Below are 16,515 nucleotides of genomic sequence, written 5' to 3'. Positions count from 1 at the left end.
TCCTGAGGAGAAATCGGAATCGTCCGTCGCACCCCGGCGGAATCAGGATCGGGACAATGACATTCAAGAAGAAGCGTGCGTTCTACATCGGTGGGGCTAGTTGGCTATTGCTATGCGCGGCGGGCAACGGCGCAATGGCGCAGGGCGCGGCGACGCCTTCCTCGACGCAACTGCCTGAAATCACCGTGACGGCGCCGAGCCCGATCGTGCGGCGCAAACCCGTGGTCGTACGAACGCCGGCGCGCGTCACCCGCGCAGCGCCCGGCCAGACCCGCGAGCGCGCGCCAGAACCAGTGGCCGCGCCCGTCGTCGCCGCGCCCCAGCAGGGCGTGCTGCCGGTCGTAACCGACCAGTTCGCGACGGTTACCGTGGTGCCCAACGAGGAGATCCGCCGCCAAGGCACCGCCCAGCTTGGCGATCTCCTGTTCTCGAAGCCCGGCATTACCGGCTCCACCTTCGCGCCCGGTGCCGCGAGCCGGCCGATCATCCGGGGCCTCGACGTCAATCGCGTCGGCATCCTCGAGAACGGCACCAACGCTGGCGGCGCCTCCGATCTCGGCGAAGACCATTTCGTGCCGGTCGATCCACTGGCGACAAATCAAGTCGAAGTCATCCGTGGTCCGGCGGCGATGCGGTACGGATCAACATCGATCGGCGGCGTCGTCAGCGCAACCAACAATCGCATCCCTGACGCCTTGCCTTCATGCGCGGCGGCACCCTTCCAGACCTACGGACTGCCAGCGAAGGCGCCGCTTGCAAACGTGGGATCACCTTCCTGCGTCACGGTCGAAACCCGGACGGCTGTCAGTTCCGTCGACCGGGGTGTCGATGGCGGCATCCTGATTGATGCCGGCGGCGGCAATTTCGCGTTCCACGCCGACGCCTATGGCCGCAAGGCCAGCGATTACAGCATTCCGAGCTATCCGTACTTGTTCGACCAGACCCGCCCGGTCAACGGCCGGCAGCCCAATTCGGCGATGCAGGCGGCTGGTGCATCGATTGGCGGCTCCTACATCTTCGATGGCGGATTTATCGGCGCGGCGATCACGCAGAACGACACGCTCTATCGGATTCCGGGCATCGACGGCGCCGATCACCAGACCCGCATCGACGCGCGTCAGACCAAATTCACGGCCAAGGGCGAATACAGGCCGGACGCGGCGGCAATCGACGCAGTACGTTTCTGGGCGGGCGCGACCAATTACAAGCACGACGAGATCGGTCTTGCAGATCCCGCCGACTTGTCGTCCGCCGGGGTGCGGCAAACCTTTACCAACAAGGAGCAGGAAGGGCGCGTCGAGGTGCAGATGGCGCCGTTCAACGCGCGCTTTGCCGCTGTTACGACCGCCTTCGGTCTGCAGGCGGGGCATCAGGAACTGACGGCATCAAGCCCGGACGATCCGGGCAGCCCGCTCAACGGGTTGTTTGATCCCAACAAGAACAACAGGGCCGCCGGCTACGTCTTCAACGAGTTGAAGTTCACTGACTCAACCAAGGCGCAGATCGCGGGCCGTATCGAGCATGTCAGTCTCAGCGGAACGACGCCGGCATTTGTTCCGGAGCTGTTCGACCTCAACGTCGACCCTGCTGCCATTGGTCCTGCCACACCGCGCAACCTGAACTTCACGCCGAAAAGTGCGAGCGTCGGTCTGCTCCAGGATTTGCCAGGGGGTCTTGTCGCAAGCATTACCGCCCAATACGTCGAGCGCGCGCCCAAGCCGGCGGAATTGTTTTCGCGCGGACCGCACGATGCGACCGCCACGTTCGATATCGGCAATCCCAATCTCGGCATCGAAACCGCCAAATCGATCGAGATCGGATTACGACGCGCCACCGGCCCCTTCCGATTCGAAGCAACTGCGTACTACACCAAGTTCAATGGCTTCATTTTCCGTCGCCTCACCGGCAACACGTGCGAGGATGTCGCTTGCGTCGGTCCTGCGGACCCGGCTTTTCCCCTTGAACTCAACCAGGCGATCTATTCGCAGCGCGACGCCACCTTTCGTGGCGGCGAATTCCAAAGCCAGTTGGACGTCGGGCCGCTCTACGGCGGCATCTGGGGCATCGAGAACCAGTTCGATGTCGTGCGCGCGACCTTCAATGACGGCACCAATGTCCCGCGCATCCCACCCGTGCGCGTGGGTGGCGGCCTGTTCTGGCGCGATGCCAATTGGCTCACGCGGATCAACCTGCTGCACGCCTTCGCCCAGAACGATATCGCCCCGATCGGCGAGACGCCGACGGCGGGCTATAATCTGTTGAAGGCGGAGGTCAGCTACAGGACGAAGCTCGATCCAACCTGGTTCGGCGCGCGGGAAATGCTGGTTGGGCTCGTCGGCAACAACCTCTTGAACGAGAACATCCGCAATTCGGCGTCCTTCAACAAGGACGAGGTCTTGCTGCCGGGCATTGGCGTGCGGGCGTTTGCCAATCTGAAGTTTTAAGCCGCATGAGCAGACGGGTGGCGTTAGCTGGTGCTACCAGCTAACGTCCAGGTGGGATGACGGGGGACACCAGGCGCAATCCCGCGTCAGATGTCCCCTGCCCACCGAAAGCGGATGCTCGACGAATAGATGACCTCGTCCATCAATGTTCCCGTCTACAGCGACGCGCTCGTTCTGCTCGGCACCGCGGGCGTCGTCATTCCCTTGGTGCGGCGGTTCGGCCTCAATCCCGTTCTCGGCTATCTAGGCGCCGGCGCGATCCTGGGCCCTCTCGGCTTGGGATCGTTCATCGAGAGTTTTCCGCTTCTCTACTGGTTCACCGTTGTCGATCCCAAAAACGTCTCCGGCATTGCGAACCTCGGAGTTGTGTTCCTGCTCTTCCTCATCGGGATGGAGCTATCGTACGATCGACTGAAGGCAATGCGCCGCCTGATATTCGGGCTAGGCAGCTTGCAGATCGTACTCTCCACGGTGGCGATCGGCGTGGTCGTCGCCCTCCTGGGCAACAAAGCTCCGGTGGCCTTCATCCTCGGTGCCTGCCTTGCCTTGTCCTCGACGGCCATTGTCGTCGAGATGCTTTCCAGGCAGCGACGACTTAGTACAAACGCGGGCCGGGCAAGCTTCGCGACGTTGCTGGCGCAAGACCTGGCAGTCGCCCCTCTCCTGCTCTTTATCTCCATTTTTGGCGCAAGCGAGTCCGGTTCGGTCGTTGCGACGCTCCTTCTCGCGCTCACCAACGCAGCCATCGCGCTCGCGGTGATCGTCATCGTCGGCCGCGTCGTGATGCGACCGCTGTTCCGTCTGGTGGCATCAGTGGGCATGAGCGACCTGTTCGTCGCCACGACGCTGTTCGTGATCGTCGCAACCGGCGTGGCTGCCGCCGTGGCTGGCTTTTCCATGGCGCTCGGCGCCTTTGTCGCCGGACTGCTGCTTGCCGAGACGGAATTTCGCAAGGCGATCGAGACCGCCATCGATCCGTTCAAGGGCCTCCTGCTTGGTCTGTTCTTCTTCACGGTCGGCATGAATATCGATTTCCGCGAGCTCGCGCGTGACCCGGTCTGGCTGATCGCGGCTGCGGCCGGGCTGATCGCCGTAAAGTCCGTCATCCTCATCTTCCTGGCGCGGATGTTTCGCCTCTCATGGCCCGCTTCTATCGAAGTCGGGCTGCTGCTGGGTCCCGGCGGCGAGTTCGCTTTCGTCGGGATCGGAATGGCGACGACGCTTGGTCTGATCGATGCCAGCGTATCGAGCTTCACGGTCGCACTGACCTCGCTGACCATGATGCTCACCCCGGCGCTATCTCATGTCGCACGCCGACTGGCGCCGATGATGCGCGAAGACAAGCCGCCCGACCCTGAACTCGCCGTTGCGCCAAGCGGCGGGAGCGGCCATGCCATTGTCGTCGGACATGGCCGGGTGGGACAGGTCGTCTGTACGATGCTGGACCGGCACCAGTTCAAGTACATTGCGGTCGACAATGATGCCGCGGCCGTCCCCGAGCAGCGAAGACAGGGGCGTACCGTCTTTTACGGTGACGCAACAAACCCGGAGTTTCTGAAGAGCTGCGGCCTCATGGACGCCGCCGCTGTCGTCGTCACGATCAATCAACCTGAAAACATCGACGAAATTGTCGCGCAGGTCCGCGCGCTGAGGAAAGACATGCTGGTGGTTTCACGCGCCCGCGACGCCGACCACGCGCGGCATCTCTACCAAATCGGCGTTACCGACGCGGTGCCGGAGACCATCGAGGCTAGCTTGCTGTTATCGGAAGCCGCCCTGATCGGGCTCGGGGTGGCGATGGGTCATGTCGTCGCCAGCATCCACGAAAAGCGCGAGGAGTTCCGGCACGAATTGCAGAAGGCGGCGGGAAGCGCCGCGGTCACGCCGGTTCGGACGACCGGCACCAAAAAGCGGCGATTTTTCTGATGGACTGCGGCGGCGGCACGCCAACGGCCCTATCGCGCCTTGCTCCAGTCCGGCCGGATATTGCCGGACACGCCGTCGAACGCGCCCTCGACCAGTTCTGCCACCAACAGGCGGCTGTAGTCGACGGGTCCCGGCATGGTCACCCGTCCCTTCGGTATCACCCTGAAGCCGACGCGGCTGTAATAGGGTTCGTCGCCGACCAGAATGACCAAACGATGGCCTTTGGCCTTGGCGTCCTGCAGCGAACGATCGAGCAGCATGCGGCCGACGCCGCGCTTCCGGAACGGCGGCTCGACCGTCAACGGCCCGAGCATCAGGGCCGGCGTGTCGCCGATGCAAATCGGCAACTGGCGCACTGAGCCGACCAGCAATGTGCCGATCCGCGCCGTAAACGAGAGGTCGAGCAGGTGATCGACATGCTCGCGCAGGCGGTAGGCGCTCAGCACGAAACGGCCGGGACCGAACGTGCGCTCGTGCAGCCGTTCGATCGCCTGGGCGTCCTTCGGTGTTTCGGCCAGGATGGTGACGTCAAGTTCGCTCATGATGGAGCGCGGGATAGCATCTGGCGACGGCGCGGTCCATCGCTGGGAGACGGCAATCCCTGTATTGCCTCAATCCCTGACACGGGCGGGCTGGGACAAATAGGCCAGGAGCTTCATCTCGCGGCGGCCGCGTGTCACCGTATCCAGCACCAGCCCCGAACTGACCGACAGCACCGCCACGATCATCAGGCCCATCGATAGCACCGCAGTCGGTAGCCGCGGAACGATGCCTTCCTCGAGATAGGTGACGATTACGGGGATCGCGAGGCCGATCGAGACCAGCATCAGGAAGATGCCGATCACCGTGAAGAACCGCAGTGGCTTTTCCGACCGGTACAGCTTCAGGATGGTGCCGAGGATCCGGAAACCGTCGCGCCAGGTGTTGAGCTTGCTGAACGATCCCTCGGGCCGGGCGTAATATGGCGTCTCGACTTCCGTCACCGGCAGCGCCAGTTCGAGCGCGTGAACGCTGAGCTCGGTTTCGATCTCAAAACCGTCGGACAGCACCGGAAAGGATTTGACGAAGCGACGCGAGAACACGCGATAGCCCGAAAGGATGTCCTTGAACGCCTGACCGAACACCGCGGAGAGGAAGCTCGTCAGCATCCAGTTGCCGGTGCGGTGGCCGGGCCGGTACGCCGCGACCGATTGGTCGACGCGAAAGCCCACCACCATGTCGAGGTGGCCGCTGACCAGCGCGTCGATCATGCGCGGCGCGCTCGGCGCGTCATAGGTGGCGTCGCCATCGACCAGTACATAGATGTCGGCATCGATGTCGGCGAACATGCGCCGCACCACATGCCCCTTGCCCTGGCGGCGCTCGCTGCGCACGATGGCGCCAGCCGCGCGCGCGACCTCGATGGTGCGGTCCCTCGAATTATTGTCGTAGACGAAAATCTGAGCCGTCGGCAGCGCCTTGCGGAAGTCGGAGACCACGGTAGCGACCGAGGCCTCCTCGTTGAAGCACGGCACCAGAACCGCGATCCGTAGCGCTGGTGCCGTCATCGCGGGCACACAGAATCAAGTCTGTTCATGGAACATCTATACCGCAATCAGGCACTGGCCGGTTGAGGGAAGGCCGACTTATCCGCGGGCAAATCGAGCGTTGCGAACAGCAGGGTCCACAGCGATAGCATGTCGATCGGAATAATATAATAAGGCGTAAAGATCGGATGGGTCATGAAGAAAATCAGGTTCACGGCGATGTTTGCAGCGACCAGCAGGGCAACTCCTCTGGCTCGGCCCCGATCGGACCACCACAACCAAGCGGTCCAGCCGACCGATATCGCCAGCAAGGTGAATTGAACGTCAACAAGATAGCTCAAGAGTACGCCCGCATTCAGTTCAGGCGGCACGACATCGACGCTGCCGTAGGTGGTCGAGAACGGGCTCCCCGCATTGATCGCATTCGCGATCAGCGTCGGCACAATCCCGATCAGGAACGAAACACCAAACGCGAGCCCGTGCAGGAAAGTCTCCTTGCTGCGCGCCAGCAGGAACGCGCCGGCAAAACACAGGCAATAGCCTGCCGCCAGAAACAGGTTCGGCAAACGAAAGTTGACGGAAAGACCGATCAGCAGGCCCACCAGCGCAATGATAAGGAGCCGACGCTGTCGCCGGACCGCGAAGAGCTTCGCGGTCAGGAAGCCCGCGGCCGCGCATACCATCATGGTCGGCGCCACCGAATAGCTCGCCTTGCTCGGATTGATCATCAGGTAAAGCGCCGCAAAGCCGAACACCGCCGCCAGCGCGAGCGATACCGGTTCGCGTGCGCGGAACAGCGCAAGCAGCGCAAACGCGAAGATCGTGACATTCGTCAGCACGTAGAGCGGGATCGCCTGAAATCCAGTGGGAAACAGCGAGAGGACGAAGCCGGTCCCCGGCGGATACTGCAGCACATACTTGTCCACTGCGGGAATGAAGGGGTGGCAGGGCGCGCGCTTCACGTCATGCCATTCCGCGTAGCCGATCGCCTTCAGGCCGTTCTTGAGATAGTGGTCGTCGTCAAAGGTGACGTTGGTGTCGATGCCTCGGAGGCCGAACCTCTCGAACAGATGCGCCTGCCGCAGATAGCAGATGTCGTCATAGACACCGCGGCTTTCGCTCCAGCGCGAAATGCTCCAGACGTTGCTGGCCAGCACCGCCAGGAAGCCAATGGCGCAAAGTAGCCTCAGGACCCCCATCCTGCCCATGTCGATTCCCGCCCCCGTTTCCCCGCTTCTATGCATTGCGGGGCGGCGAAGCAACCGAGTCTTGCGTCAGCGCCAGGTCGCAGTCCGCGCGGCACCGTCGAGCACTTCGGCGATCCGGAGCCGTGTGCCCCTGGTCGTCTCCGCCGGCAGCGCGCCTGCCGCATAGAACCCGCACTCGACGATCTCGTGGTTGGGCTCGGGCAGGCGGTCCTGCCGAAACTGCCTGACGACATAGACCGCGACATGGTCGCGGCGGGAAACGTGGCCGTTGAAGAACAGGCCGTGCAGGACCGGCTCTCCGGTCAATTCGATCCGCCCCTCTTCCACCAGCTCCCTTCGCAAGGCTTCGAGAAAGGTTTCGCCGACCTCGACCCCGCCGCCCGGCAGGTGCCAGCCGGCGACATAGCTGTGCCTGACCAGGAACACCTTGTCATCGCCATCGAGCACGACGCCGCGAACCCCGAGCGTCATGCCGCGGGCCATCCGCCAATAGAGGTGAAATACGCGCCGCAACTGCCGTTCGAAACGTTTTCGCAAGTGCTGCAGCGCCGTCACGCAAACCTCGGATGGACAGTTATCACGTTTGATCCTTATATCGCCGACATGATGGTGCGACGGCTCTATATCACAGAGAATGCGGCGGAGCGCGGATGACCGATACCTTCACGCTGGCGCATCTGTCGGACCCGCATCTGCCACCGCTGCCCGCGGCGCGGCTGCGCGATCTCGCGGGCAAACGTGCGCTCGGCTATTTCAATTGGACCCGCAACCGCCATAAATATCACCGCCGCGAGGTGCTGGATGCACTGGTTGCCGATATGCAGGCGCAGCGGCCGGACCACATCGCGGTGACCGGCGATCTCGTCAACCTGGCGCTGGAGGCGGAATTCATCCCGGCCCAGGCGTGGCTCGAAAGCGTCGGCACGCCGCAACAGGTGACCGTCGTTCCCGGCAATCACGACGCCTATGTGCGGGCGACGCGGCATCATTTCGCTGGCCACTTCGAGCAATATCTGCGCGGCGATGCCGCGGCGGACGGAGCGTCGTTTCCGTTCGTGCGGCGGCGCGGTCCGCTGGTGCTGATCGGGGTCTCCTCGGCGGTGCCGACGCTGCCATTGATGGCAACCGGCCGGCTCGGCCGCGCGCAGCTCGATGCGCTCGACCGCCAGCTTGCCCAGTTGCCGCCGGACGAGGCATTCCGGGTGCTGCTGGTCCATCACCCCCTGCAATCGAGTTCGCGGATGAAGCGACTGACCGACTCGAAGGCGCTGCGCGCCGTGCTGAAGCGGCGCGGCGCGGAACTGGTCCTGCACGGCCATGACCACATCCATTCGACGATGTGGCTTGAAGGCGCCGGCCACCAGATCCCCGCGGTTGGCGTGCCCTCGGCATCGGCGCTGGCGCACCGGCATTATCCGGCCGCTGCCTACAACCTGTTTTCGATCACGCGCGACGGCGGCAAATGGCGCTGCGTACAGACCGTGCGCGCCGTGGATGCCGACTTCCGTGTCAAGCAAATCAAGCAGGCGACGCTGCTTTAAAAGTTCTTCAGGCTCGCATACAGCGCCAATCCGAACAGCGCCACCGCGCCCAGCACGAAGCCGAGCACGAACATGCCCAGGCCGCGGCGGCGCGGTTTCTTTTCCACAACATGTTCGGCCACGGGCATTGCCACCATCGCATGCTCGCGCTCGATCATGCGGCGCGCGACATAGCCGGTGACGGCATCGACGATGACGGGCACATCATGCGACTCGGCAAGCACGATGCGGCCGAAGCGCGTATCCTGCACGAAGCGGTAGATGCGCTTGTCGCGTCCCATCACGATATGCGCGACCACGTCGATCCACAGCCGCGGCGTTTCGCCCTGACTGACACCGCGATCGAACAAATCGATTTGCTCCGGCACCTCCGCGAACAGCGGATCGAGCGCCTCGTTCAGGATCTCGAGCCGCGCGACCTCGGCATCGCGCAGTTCGACCACGACGCCGGTCCGATCGGCGGCCTCGATCCGGGCCTGGCGGAGCGCATCGCGCAGCCGGGTCGGTCGCATGTCGCGGGCTTCGTTGCCGGTATTTTGCGCGTTTGACATCGGGAGCCGCCTTTATCCTGCAGGGGTTAGCCTGAGCTTAACCTAGCAGTAACCATGCCTTGCGCAATGGTTGTTTGTTTTCAATGAGTTATGCTTCCGGCCTTATCCCCCGTTGCGGCCCCTACCCCGGCCGTCCCTCGCAAGCGGGAGAGGGTGAAGGGTGCTCGCTGAAAAAAGCAAACGGCCCCAGCCGGAATTCCGGATGGGGCCGCCTGTCCTTGGACGTTTCTTCTGATAGGTCGGCAGCAGCCGGTCAGGCCGAGACGCGCGAGGGCTCTTCGACGATCGAGAAGCGTACGCCGGCTTTATGGCGGCTCTCTTCCGAGACCTCCTTCCAGCACTCTTCGGCTTCCTTGCGGGTCTTGAACGGGCCTTTGACCTGGGCCGAGCCTTCGACGAGCTTGTGAAAGTTCATCGAACCGAACTCGCCGCCGATCACCCAGAAATTGCTGCCTTTGGTCATTTTCAGTCTCCTGTTGTCCGAGTAGCGTGATCAGTCTGGAATCCGGCCAGGCCCCAGACTGATCAATTCCACCGTTAGCCGAACTGGTTCATCGTGTTGTGGACGCCGCCCGCCTTCAGAGCGGCTTCACCGGCGAAATACTCCTTGTGATCGTCGCCGATATCGGAGCCGGCCATGTTCTGATGCTTGGCGCAGGCGATGCCCTGACGGATCTCCTGACGCTGAACATTCTTCACATAGCCCAGCATGCCCTGCTCGCCGAAATAATCCTTCGCGAGATTGTCAGTCGACAGAGCTGCCGTGTGATAGGTCGGCAACGTAATCAGATGGTGGAAGATGCCAGCACGCATTGCTGAATCGGCCTGGAAGGTGCGGATGCGCTCGTCGGCTTCAATGGCCAGCGGCGTATCGTCGTATTCCGGCTTCATCAGCTCGGCCCGATTGTACTTGCTGACATCCTTGCCGGCTTCCTTCATCGCGTCGTACACCTGCCAACGGAAGTTGAGCGTCCAGTTGAACGACGGCGAGTTGTTGTAGGCCAGCTTTGCGTTCGGAATGACCTCGCGAATACGGTCTACCATCTTGGCGATCTGCTCGATATGCGGCTTCTCGGTCTCGATCCACAGCAGGTCGGCACCGTTCTGCAGCGAGGTGATGCAGTCGAGCACGCAGCGATCTTCGCCCGTGCCGGCACGGAACTGATAGAGGTTGCTGGCAAGCCGCTTCGGACGCATCATCTTGCCGTTGCGGTTGATGATGACATCGCCATTCCGGGCCGTGGCGGCTGTCACTTCCTCGCAATCCAGGAAGCTGTTGTACTGATCGCCGAGGTCGCCGGGCTTGTGGCTCACAGCGATCTGCTGCGTGAGACCGGCACCCAACGAGTCGGTGCGGGTCACGATGATGCCGTCTTCGACGCCCAGTTCGAGGAAGGCATGGCGGCAGGCCCGGATCTTCGCCAGGAACACCTCGTGGGGCACGGTCACCTTGCCGTCCTGGTGGCCGCACTGCTTTTCGTCGGAGACCTGATTCTCGATCTGCAGGGCGCACGCACCCGCCTCGATCATCTTCTTGGCGAGCAGGTAGGTTGCCTCGGCATTGCCGAAGCCGGCGTCGATGTCGGCGATGACGGGCACGACATGGGTCTGGAAGTTGTCGATCTTTTCGATCAGCGCCTTTTCCTTCGCCTTGTCGCCTTCCTTGCGGGCCGCGTCGAGCGCGCGGAAGATATCGTTGAGCTCACGGGAATCCGCCTGACGCAGGAAGGTGTAGAGCTCTTCGATCAGCGCCGGCACCGAGGTCTTCTCGTGCATCGACTGATCAGGAAGCGGTCCGAACTCGGAGCGAAGCGCGGCGATCATCCAGCCGGAGAGATACAGATAGCGGCGATCGGTCGTGCCGAAGTGCTTCTTGACCGAAATCAGCTTCTGCTGCGCGATGAAGCCATGCCAGCAACCGAGCGACTGGGTGTACTTGGTGGGATCGGCGTCATAGGCAGCCATATCACTGCGCATCAGCGCCGCGGTGTACCGGGCGACGTCCAGGCCGGTCTTGAAGCGGTTCTGCAGACGCATGCGCGCCACGGCTTCGGCGGTGACGCCATTCCAGGTCGGCTGGGCCTTCAGGAGTGCTTCAGCAGCTCCAATCTCGCTCAGATAGGAAGCCGGTCCCTGGATAGTCCGGTCACTGATTCCACGCGGCTGGTAGTTCATGTGCATGATCCTTGTCTTCCACTGTCTTCAATCGACATTCTTGACAGTGCATTGCGAAACGTCCTGAGAGCTAAACGCGGAAAAGAGAAATTCGTATAGATACCTTGCATTTTATTGGTGATGTCTTGTAACATATGAACTTGTAACAGATGTCATTTTGTAAATTTTATCACAATCTTAGGTCAGGAACCTTGCTATGGCCGCCGAATCCGGAAAGAAGCTTTTTGTCGGGCCGAGGTTCCGGCGGATCCGCCAGCAACTTGGGCTGTCGCAGACCCAGATCGCCGAGGGGCTCGGGATCTCGCCGAGCTACATCAACCTGATCGAGCGGAACCAGCGGCCGGTGACGGCGCAGATCCTGCTGCGGCTGGCCGAGACCTATGATCTCGACCTGCGGGACCTCGCCACCGCCGATGAGGACCGCTTTTTTGCCGAGCTGAACGAGATTTTTTCCGATCCGCTGTTCCGCCAGATCGACCTGCCGAAGCAGGAACTGCGCGACCTCGCCGAACTCTGCCCGGGCGTGACCCATTCGCTGCAGCGCCTCTACGCCGCCTATACCGAGGCCCGCCGCGGCGAGACGCTGGTGGCGGCGCAGATGGCCGACCGCGATGAGGGCGCCCGCTTCGAGGCCAACCCGATCGAGCGCGTGCGCGATCTGATCGAGGCCAACCGCAATTATTTTCCCGAGCTCGAACAGGCCGCGGAAAATTTGCGGGACGAGCTCCACGTCTCCGCCGAGGAACTGTTTGCCGCGCTCGCGGCGCGGCTGCGCGAAAAGCATTCGATCGTCACCCGCATCATGCCGGTCGACGTGATGCGTGAGACGCTGCGGCGGTTCGACCGCCATCGGCGCCAGCTTCTGATCTCCGAACTGGTCGACGGCTCGGGCCGGGCCTTCCAGCTCGCGCTGCAGATTGGCCTCGCCGAATGCGGCGCATCCATCGACGCCATCGTCAACCGCGCCGGTCCGCTCGACGACACGCCACGGCGGCTCTACCGGATCACGCTGGCGAACTATTTCGCCGCCGCCGTCATGATGCCCTATCAGCCATTCCATAGTGCTGCGGAAAACCTGAACTACGATGTGCACGTGCTGGCGCAGCGCTTCAACGCCGGCTTCGAGCAGGTCTGCCACCGCCTCACCACGCTGCAGCGGCCGAACGCGCGCGGCGTGCCGTTCTTTCTGCTGCGCGTCGACAATGCCGGCAACGTCTCCAAGCGATTCTCGTCTGGCACGTTTCCGTTCTCGAAGTTCGGCGGCACCTGCCCGCTTTGGAACGTGCATTCGACCTTCGACACGCCGGACCGCCTACTCAAGCAGGTGATCGAGCTGCCCGACGGCACGCGTTATTTTTCCATCGCGCAGATGGTGCGCCGGCCGGTCGCACCGCACCCGCAGCCGCAGCCGCGCTTTGCGATTGGTCTGGGCTGCGAAATCCGTCATGCCTCGAAGCTCGTCTACGCCGCCGGGATGGATCTGGAGAAGGCGGAGGGCACGCCGATCGGCGTCAACTGCCGGCTTTGCGAACGCGAAAACTGCAGCCAGCGCGCCGAGCCGCCGATCACGCGGACGCTGATCCTGGACGAGAACACGCGACGGGTGTCGTCGTTCGCATTTTCGAATGCACGGGAGTTGTGAAGCCCACACGCTCTCCCCACGTCGTCCCTGCGAACGCAGGGACCCATAGCCACCGGCGGACGTTGTGAGAGGCGCTGTAGCCACGGCCTGGCAGAACATGAACATTTGTGGTTATGGGTCCCCTGCGTTCGCAGGGACGACGGATAGATATGCGCTCGCATCCTCGCGGCGCGTTGCGCCCGAGTTGTGCTTGAATTCTTCACCCCCTAAAAATCAGAGGGTGCAGGGAAGGCCGGGTGCTGGCTGGCACCCGCGGTCTCGTGTGCAATAAGCGCTAAAGAAACGCACACGAGCATACAGGTATCAGCCGAAACAACCGGCCTTCCCTGCGCAATGGTTTGACGGCTTATGCCGAGCTCTCCCCGGAGACGAATTCCTCTTGCCTCCGTCGCCGGCGAATTGGCGGCTCGCATCGCCCGGTTGAGCTTTGCAAACCTCCGCCGGCTTGACACCAGCCACGGGTGCCAGGACCACACGGTTTCGCCGTACGCGACCCGCCTTCGCCGATGCTTCGCCAGGCCTGGTACTCGCCCGTCGAGCTCTTAAGCGAAGGCGAAGGAAACGCCGTTCGTCTGGCGCGCTGGCATCGCTCACGGGAAGCCCGCCCTGCGATTCCGATCACGCGCCCGGCGCTTTCGCGTCCAGCGCAGCCCGGCCCAACGTTCGTGACGATGGCCAACGCCCCTCTTGCGGGCCGGGATGGCGGGAGTTGTAGGACTGATTTGGGTCGCGCGAGAACAGGTTTCTTTTTTCGCGCAGGACTGGACCGGGCAAATCAGCTTGAAATGATTGAGAAACTTTTTGTTTGCGCGCAATGCCCGTGGGGTTGATTAGCGGCAGCGTAAGCCACCAAACTAGAAGGCATGCGGCGGATGATGCTGTCGCCAATCCGGCCTGCGACCTGGGCCACCTGAGCACGAAATTTCGGCGCGAAGATGAAGGACTGTTCATCAGCATTACATCGCGGGTCGGTCCATCGGGAAAAACCGGAACATCGCTGCATCCAGGACGTTGCATTTCGTCCAACGACACGAAGGAGAGACCAATGCTGAAACCATTGATTGCCGCGACCGCCGCCCTGCTGGTCGCAACCTCGGCGTTTGCGCAGAGCGACAAGATGAAATCCTCGGATTCCTCTGAGTACTCGTCGGCACAGAAGAAGATGCAGAAGACGTCGGAACAGAAGATGAAGAAGAGCAAGGCTTCGACCGCGAAGGGGGCACCGGAAAGCGCACCCGGCACGACCACCGGAGCGGGTGCGAAGAAGTACTAATTCTCCAACAGCGCGGCCCGGCATCGATGCCGGGCCGTTTCGCGTGCGCATGTCCACAGGTTCGATCTTTCTATAGGTCCTCTCGTGTCTTTGGCGCAGTGCGATACATCAATGGACCGCTTTCTCCCGCCGGCAAGCCGCTTCTGTGTCCCGCTGGTGACGATCACATTTAAAACGTGGGTATTCCGCAATTTTGCGATGGAACGGCCAAGCCGATTCGCTAGTTTAAAAGTAGCGATTCTCAGAACTCGCGGATGGATGCAGGGCCAATGTTGCGACGCGTCAAGCTGATGAACCCGTTCGAAATCGTCCAGGACCGGCTTGCGCCGGAGCGGCCGCAGCCGATCGAGCGTAAGGTCGTCAATCGCGCCGCCCGTTCCACGCCGGTCTGCGACGCCTGCGGTTCCGACGACATCATCTGCCACGCCACGGCGCAATGGAGCAACGAAGCGCAGGAATGGCAGCTCGCCAACACTTTTAACCAGCCGGCGCACTGCAACACCTGCCACCGCGACGTCAATTTGGTGTGGCTGACGCTGAATTAGAGCACTACGCCCTACTCTCTCCATCGTCATGCCCGGGCTTGTCCCGGGCATCCACGTCTTTGCTCGCGATCGAGATAGTCAAATCGTGGATGGCCGGGACAAGCCCGGCCATGACGGAGAGCGCATCAAATCTCCGCATACACCTCCAGCAGGTTTCCATCCGGGTCCCTGAAGAATAGCGTGCGATGGCCGAACGGCTGGTTGGTCGGCGGCTCGAGCAGATCGACGCCGTGCCGCACCAGCTCGTCGGCACAGCGATCGACGTCATCTGCGCCAACCTTGAAAGCGAGCTGCAGCGACGCGCTGCCTGTGGGCGTCGGCGCATCCTTCGCCGTCCGGCTCGGCCGGGCCAGAGCGAGCGTGTTGCCGCCGATCTGGTATTCGATCCAGCCCGCCGACAATTCGCGCGTCAGGGATAAGCGAAGGACGTCCTCATAGAAGCGGCGCATCGCCGCCATGTCGCGCACGAAGATCACGGTGTAGTCGATCGCGCGGATGGATTGGAAGGGAGAAGTGGTGGGTGCGTTCTGATCGGTCATGATGGCTTTCGAATTCGGCGCGCAGCCCGGATCGGTCCGCGACCTAAGCTTTCTCGAAGTGAAAAGCAACCACGCGACCGTTCTGCGGAGGCAGAGAAACATCGCCCGGCAGTTTCCAATTACCCGGTTCACCGCTGATCCAGGTAGTCCCGTCGATTCCCGACGTTACGACTACGTCGGCCAGCGCGGTTAGAAAGACCTCGGCCCGATCGTGGAACATTCCGCCACTTGGCATCGGCACCAAGCGGTGGAACGACTCGAACGACACAATACCGTCCTCGGACATCAGCCAGTCCCTTGCCGCGGATATCAAATACCACGAACCATTTCTCGCGATCTGGACCGGCCCGGAGTCCAGCAGAAGCAGATATTCGACGACACGCGCCGCAAGACGCGCGCCGGTTGGGTCACTGCCAACGAACATCTCTGGCCGTTCTCGGATGCAGGTGACGGCGTTAGCTACGATCTGGATATCCTTCTCGGAGTAGACTGGCTGCTTATCCATTCGCTGATTCTCCCCGATGGTCTGCCGGTCTGGGCCCGCCCCAGATCCGCTCCTCCGTCCAACCCAGCTCCGCGAATTCCGTCGCCCGCAACGGCGCTTCACCTGCCGAGAAGAACTCGTCGAGTTGCGGCGGGCTCACCGAGGTGCCCGAGAGCATGGCGTGGGCCTGGCCGCGATGATGCACCTGGTGCTGGAACAGATGCAGCAGCAAGCGGTCCATCCGTTCGCGCTGGATGGAGGTGCCGCGATGCACGGAGACGATACGCTGCAAGCCCGCGCCGTCCAGCGCTTCGACGACCGTGAGCAAACGTTGATCGACTGCGGCCTGCGCTTCCTTCAGCGTGGCGACCGTTGCGCAAGGTTCCTGATCCGCCCAGGCGGCCGGGCCGAGCGTGCCGCCTTCCATCGCATCGACGTAAAAATGGTCGATGATCAGGATGTGATTGAGCGTGGCGCGCAGGCTTGGGAAGAAGCCGGTTCGCTTCGCGGTGAATTCATCCTGCGACAGCCCGAGGCAGGCTGTGAGCAGCCGATGGTTTGCCCAGGCGTTGTTGTACGCCATGGCGCGATAGGGAAGTACGTCGCTCATTTGCGTTGCCAGCCAGTAGCCCGCATGAGCGCAGCGATATGCGGGGAACGA

At 62.4% G+C, this 16,515-nt stretch carries 16 protein-coding genes; 6 read left to right on the top strand and 10 right to left on the bottom strand.

The window, feature by feature from the left end; all coding sequences use genetic code 11:
- Window positions 1–56: 56 nt before the first annotated feature.
- Both V1278_RS11585 and V1278_RS11580 read left to right on the top strand, forming a co-directional pair.
- Window positions 57–2,444, top strand: a complete 2,388-nt coding sequence (locus V1278_RS11585; protein WP_334380791.1) for a TonB-dependent receptor — start codon at window positions 57–59, stop codon at window positions 2,442–2,444.
- A 129-nt stretch (window positions 2,445–2,573) separates the two neighbouring features.
- Window positions 2,574–4,370, top strand: a complete 1,797-nt coding sequence (locus tag V1278_RS11580) for a cation:proton antiporter domain-containing protein (RefSeq protein ID WP_334364491.1) — start codon at window positions 2,574–2,576, stop codon at window positions 4,368–4,370.
- A 29-nt stretch (window positions 4,371–4,399) separates the two neighbouring features.
- Here V1278_RS11580 and V1278_RS11575 read toward each other — a convergent pair whose 3' ends face one another.
- The 4 genes from V1278_RS11575 to V1278_RS11560 all read right to left on the bottom strand — a co-directional run bounded on the left by V1278_RS11575 (window position 4,400) and on the right by V1278_RS11560 (window position 7,659).
- Window positions 4,400–4,912, bottom strand: coding sequence for a GNAT family N-acetyltransferase (locus V1278_RS11575; protein ID WP_334364492.1), 513 nt, complete (start codon window positions 4,910–4,912; stop codon window positions 4,400–4,402).
- 69 nt (window positions 4,913–4,981) lie between these two features.
- Window positions 4,982–5,917 carry a glycosyltransferase family 2 protein gene (locus V1278_RS11570; RefSeq protein WP_334380790.1) on the bottom strand — a complete coding sequence of 312 codons (936 nt, stop codon included), beginning with the start codon at window positions 5,915–5,917 and terminating at the stop codon, window positions 4,982–4,984.
- A gap of 47 nt (window positions 5,918–5,964) precedes the next feature.
- Window positions 5,965–7,104 carry a hypothetical protein gene (locus V1278_RS11565; RefSeq protein WP_334380789.1) on the bottom strand — a complete coding sequence of 380 codons (1,140 nt, stop codon included), beginning with the start codon at window positions 7,102–7,104 and terminating at the stop codon, window positions 5,965–5,967.
- A gap of 66 nt (window positions 7,105–7,170) precedes the next feature.
- Window positions 7,171–7,659: an NUDIX domain-containing protein gene (locus V1278_RS11560; protein WP_334380788.1), complete on the bottom strand. Its 489-nt coding sequence runs from the start codon at window positions 7,657–7,659 to the stop codon at window positions 7,171–7,173.
- A 95-nt stretch (window positions 7,660–7,754) separates the two neighbouring features.
- Between V1278_RS11560 and V1278_RS11555 the strand changes: the two genes are divergently transcribed.
- Window positions 7,755–8,645 carry a metallophosphoesterase family protein gene (locus V1278_RS11555; protein ID WP_334380787.1) on the top strand — a complete coding sequence of 297 codons (891 nt, stop codon included), beginning with the start codon at window positions 7,755–7,757 and terminating at the stop codon, window positions 8,643–8,645.
- Here the strand turns inward: V1278_RS11555 and V1278_RS11550 are convergent.
- From V1278_RS11550 to V1278_RS11540, 3 genes are all read right to left on the bottom strand, one after another.
- Window positions 8,642–9,196, bottom strand: a complete 555-nt coding sequence (locus tag V1278_RS11550; RefSeq protein ID WP_334380786.1) for a hypothetical protein — start codon at window positions 9,194–9,196, stop codon at window positions 8,642–8,644. The two genes, V1278_RS11555 and V1278_RS11550, sit on opposite strands and share 4 nt — an antisense overlap.
- A gap of 253 nt (window positions 9,197–9,449) precedes the next feature.
- On the bottom strand, window positions 9,450–9,659 hold the full coding sequence (locus V1278_RS11545) for a DUF4170 domain-containing protein (protein ID WP_036013800.1): 210 nt from the start codon (window positions 9,657–9,659) through the stop codon (window positions 9,450–9,452).
- A 74-nt stretch (window positions 9,660–9,733) separates the two neighbouring features.
- Entirely contained in the window at window positions 9,734–11,371 is a 1,638-nt protein-coding gene (locus V1278_RS11540; protein ID WP_334380785.1) for an isocitrate lyase, read from the bottom strand.
- A 196-nt stretch (window positions 11,372–11,567) separates the two neighbouring features.
- Between V1278_RS11540 and V1278_RS11535 the strand changes: the two genes are divergently transcribed.
- From V1278_RS11535 to V1278_RS11525, 3 genes are all read left to right on the top strand, one after another.
- On the top strand, window positions 11,568–13,013 hold the full coding sequence (locus V1278_RS11535; protein WP_334380784.1) for a helix-turn-helix domain-containing protein: 1,446 nt from the start codon (window positions 11,568–11,570) through the stop codon (window positions 13,011–13,013).
- A 1,045-nt stretch (window positions 13,014–14,058) separates the two neighbouring features.
- Window positions 14,059–14,286: a hypothetical protein gene (locus V1278_RS11530; RefSeq protein ID WP_334364500.1), complete on the top strand. Its 228-nt coding sequence runs from the start codon at window positions 14,059–14,061 to the stop codon at window positions 14,284–14,286.
- A gap of 269 nt (window positions 14,287–14,555) precedes the next feature.
- The gene (locus V1278_RS11525) at window positions 14,556–14,831 is read left to right on the top strand and encodes a hypothetical protein (RefSeq protein WP_334364501.1); all 276 of its coding nucleotides are present in this window, start codon (window positions 14,556–14,558) and stop codon (window positions 14,829–14,831) included.
- A gap of 125 nt (window positions 14,832–14,956) precedes the next feature.
- Here V1278_RS11525 and V1278_RS11520 read toward each other — a convergent pair whose 3' ends face one another.
- Genes V1278_RS11520 through V1278_RS11510 form a run of 3 tightly spaced genes read right to left on the bottom strand, consistent with a single transcriptional unit; the run spans window position 14,957 to window position 16,464 of the window.
- Window positions 14,957–15,370 (bottom strand): VOC family protein, encoded by a 414-nt coding sequence (locus V1278_RS11520; protein ID WP_334380783.1) that lies wholly within the window; start codon window positions 15,368–15,370, stop codon window positions 14,957–14,959.
- A 43-nt stretch (window positions 15,371–15,413) separates the two neighbouring features.
- Window positions 15,414–15,875 carry a hypothetical protein gene (locus V1278_RS11515; RefSeq protein WP_334364503.1) on the bottom strand — a complete coding sequence of 154 codons (462 nt, stop codon included), beginning with the start codon at window positions 15,873–15,875 and terminating at the stop codon, window positions 15,414–15,416.
- Window positions 15,868–16,464 (bottom strand): DinB family protein, encoded by a 597-nt coding sequence (locus V1278_RS11510; RefSeq protein WP_334364504.1) that lies wholly within the window; start codon window positions 16,462–16,464, stop codon window positions 15,868–15,870. Before V1278_RS11510 ends, V1278_RS11515 begins: the two co-directional genes overlap by 8 nt.
- Between the last annotated feature and the right edge of the window lie 51 nt (window positions 16,465–16,515).

Origin of the sequence: Bradyrhizobium sp. AZCC 1577 (assembly GCF_036924575.1) — a bacterium.
Lineage (GTDB): Bacteria > Pseudomonadota > Alphaproteobacteria > Rhizobiales > Xanthobacteraceae > Bradyrhizobium.
This window is presented reverse-complemented; position numbering and strand designations above follow the sequence as displayed.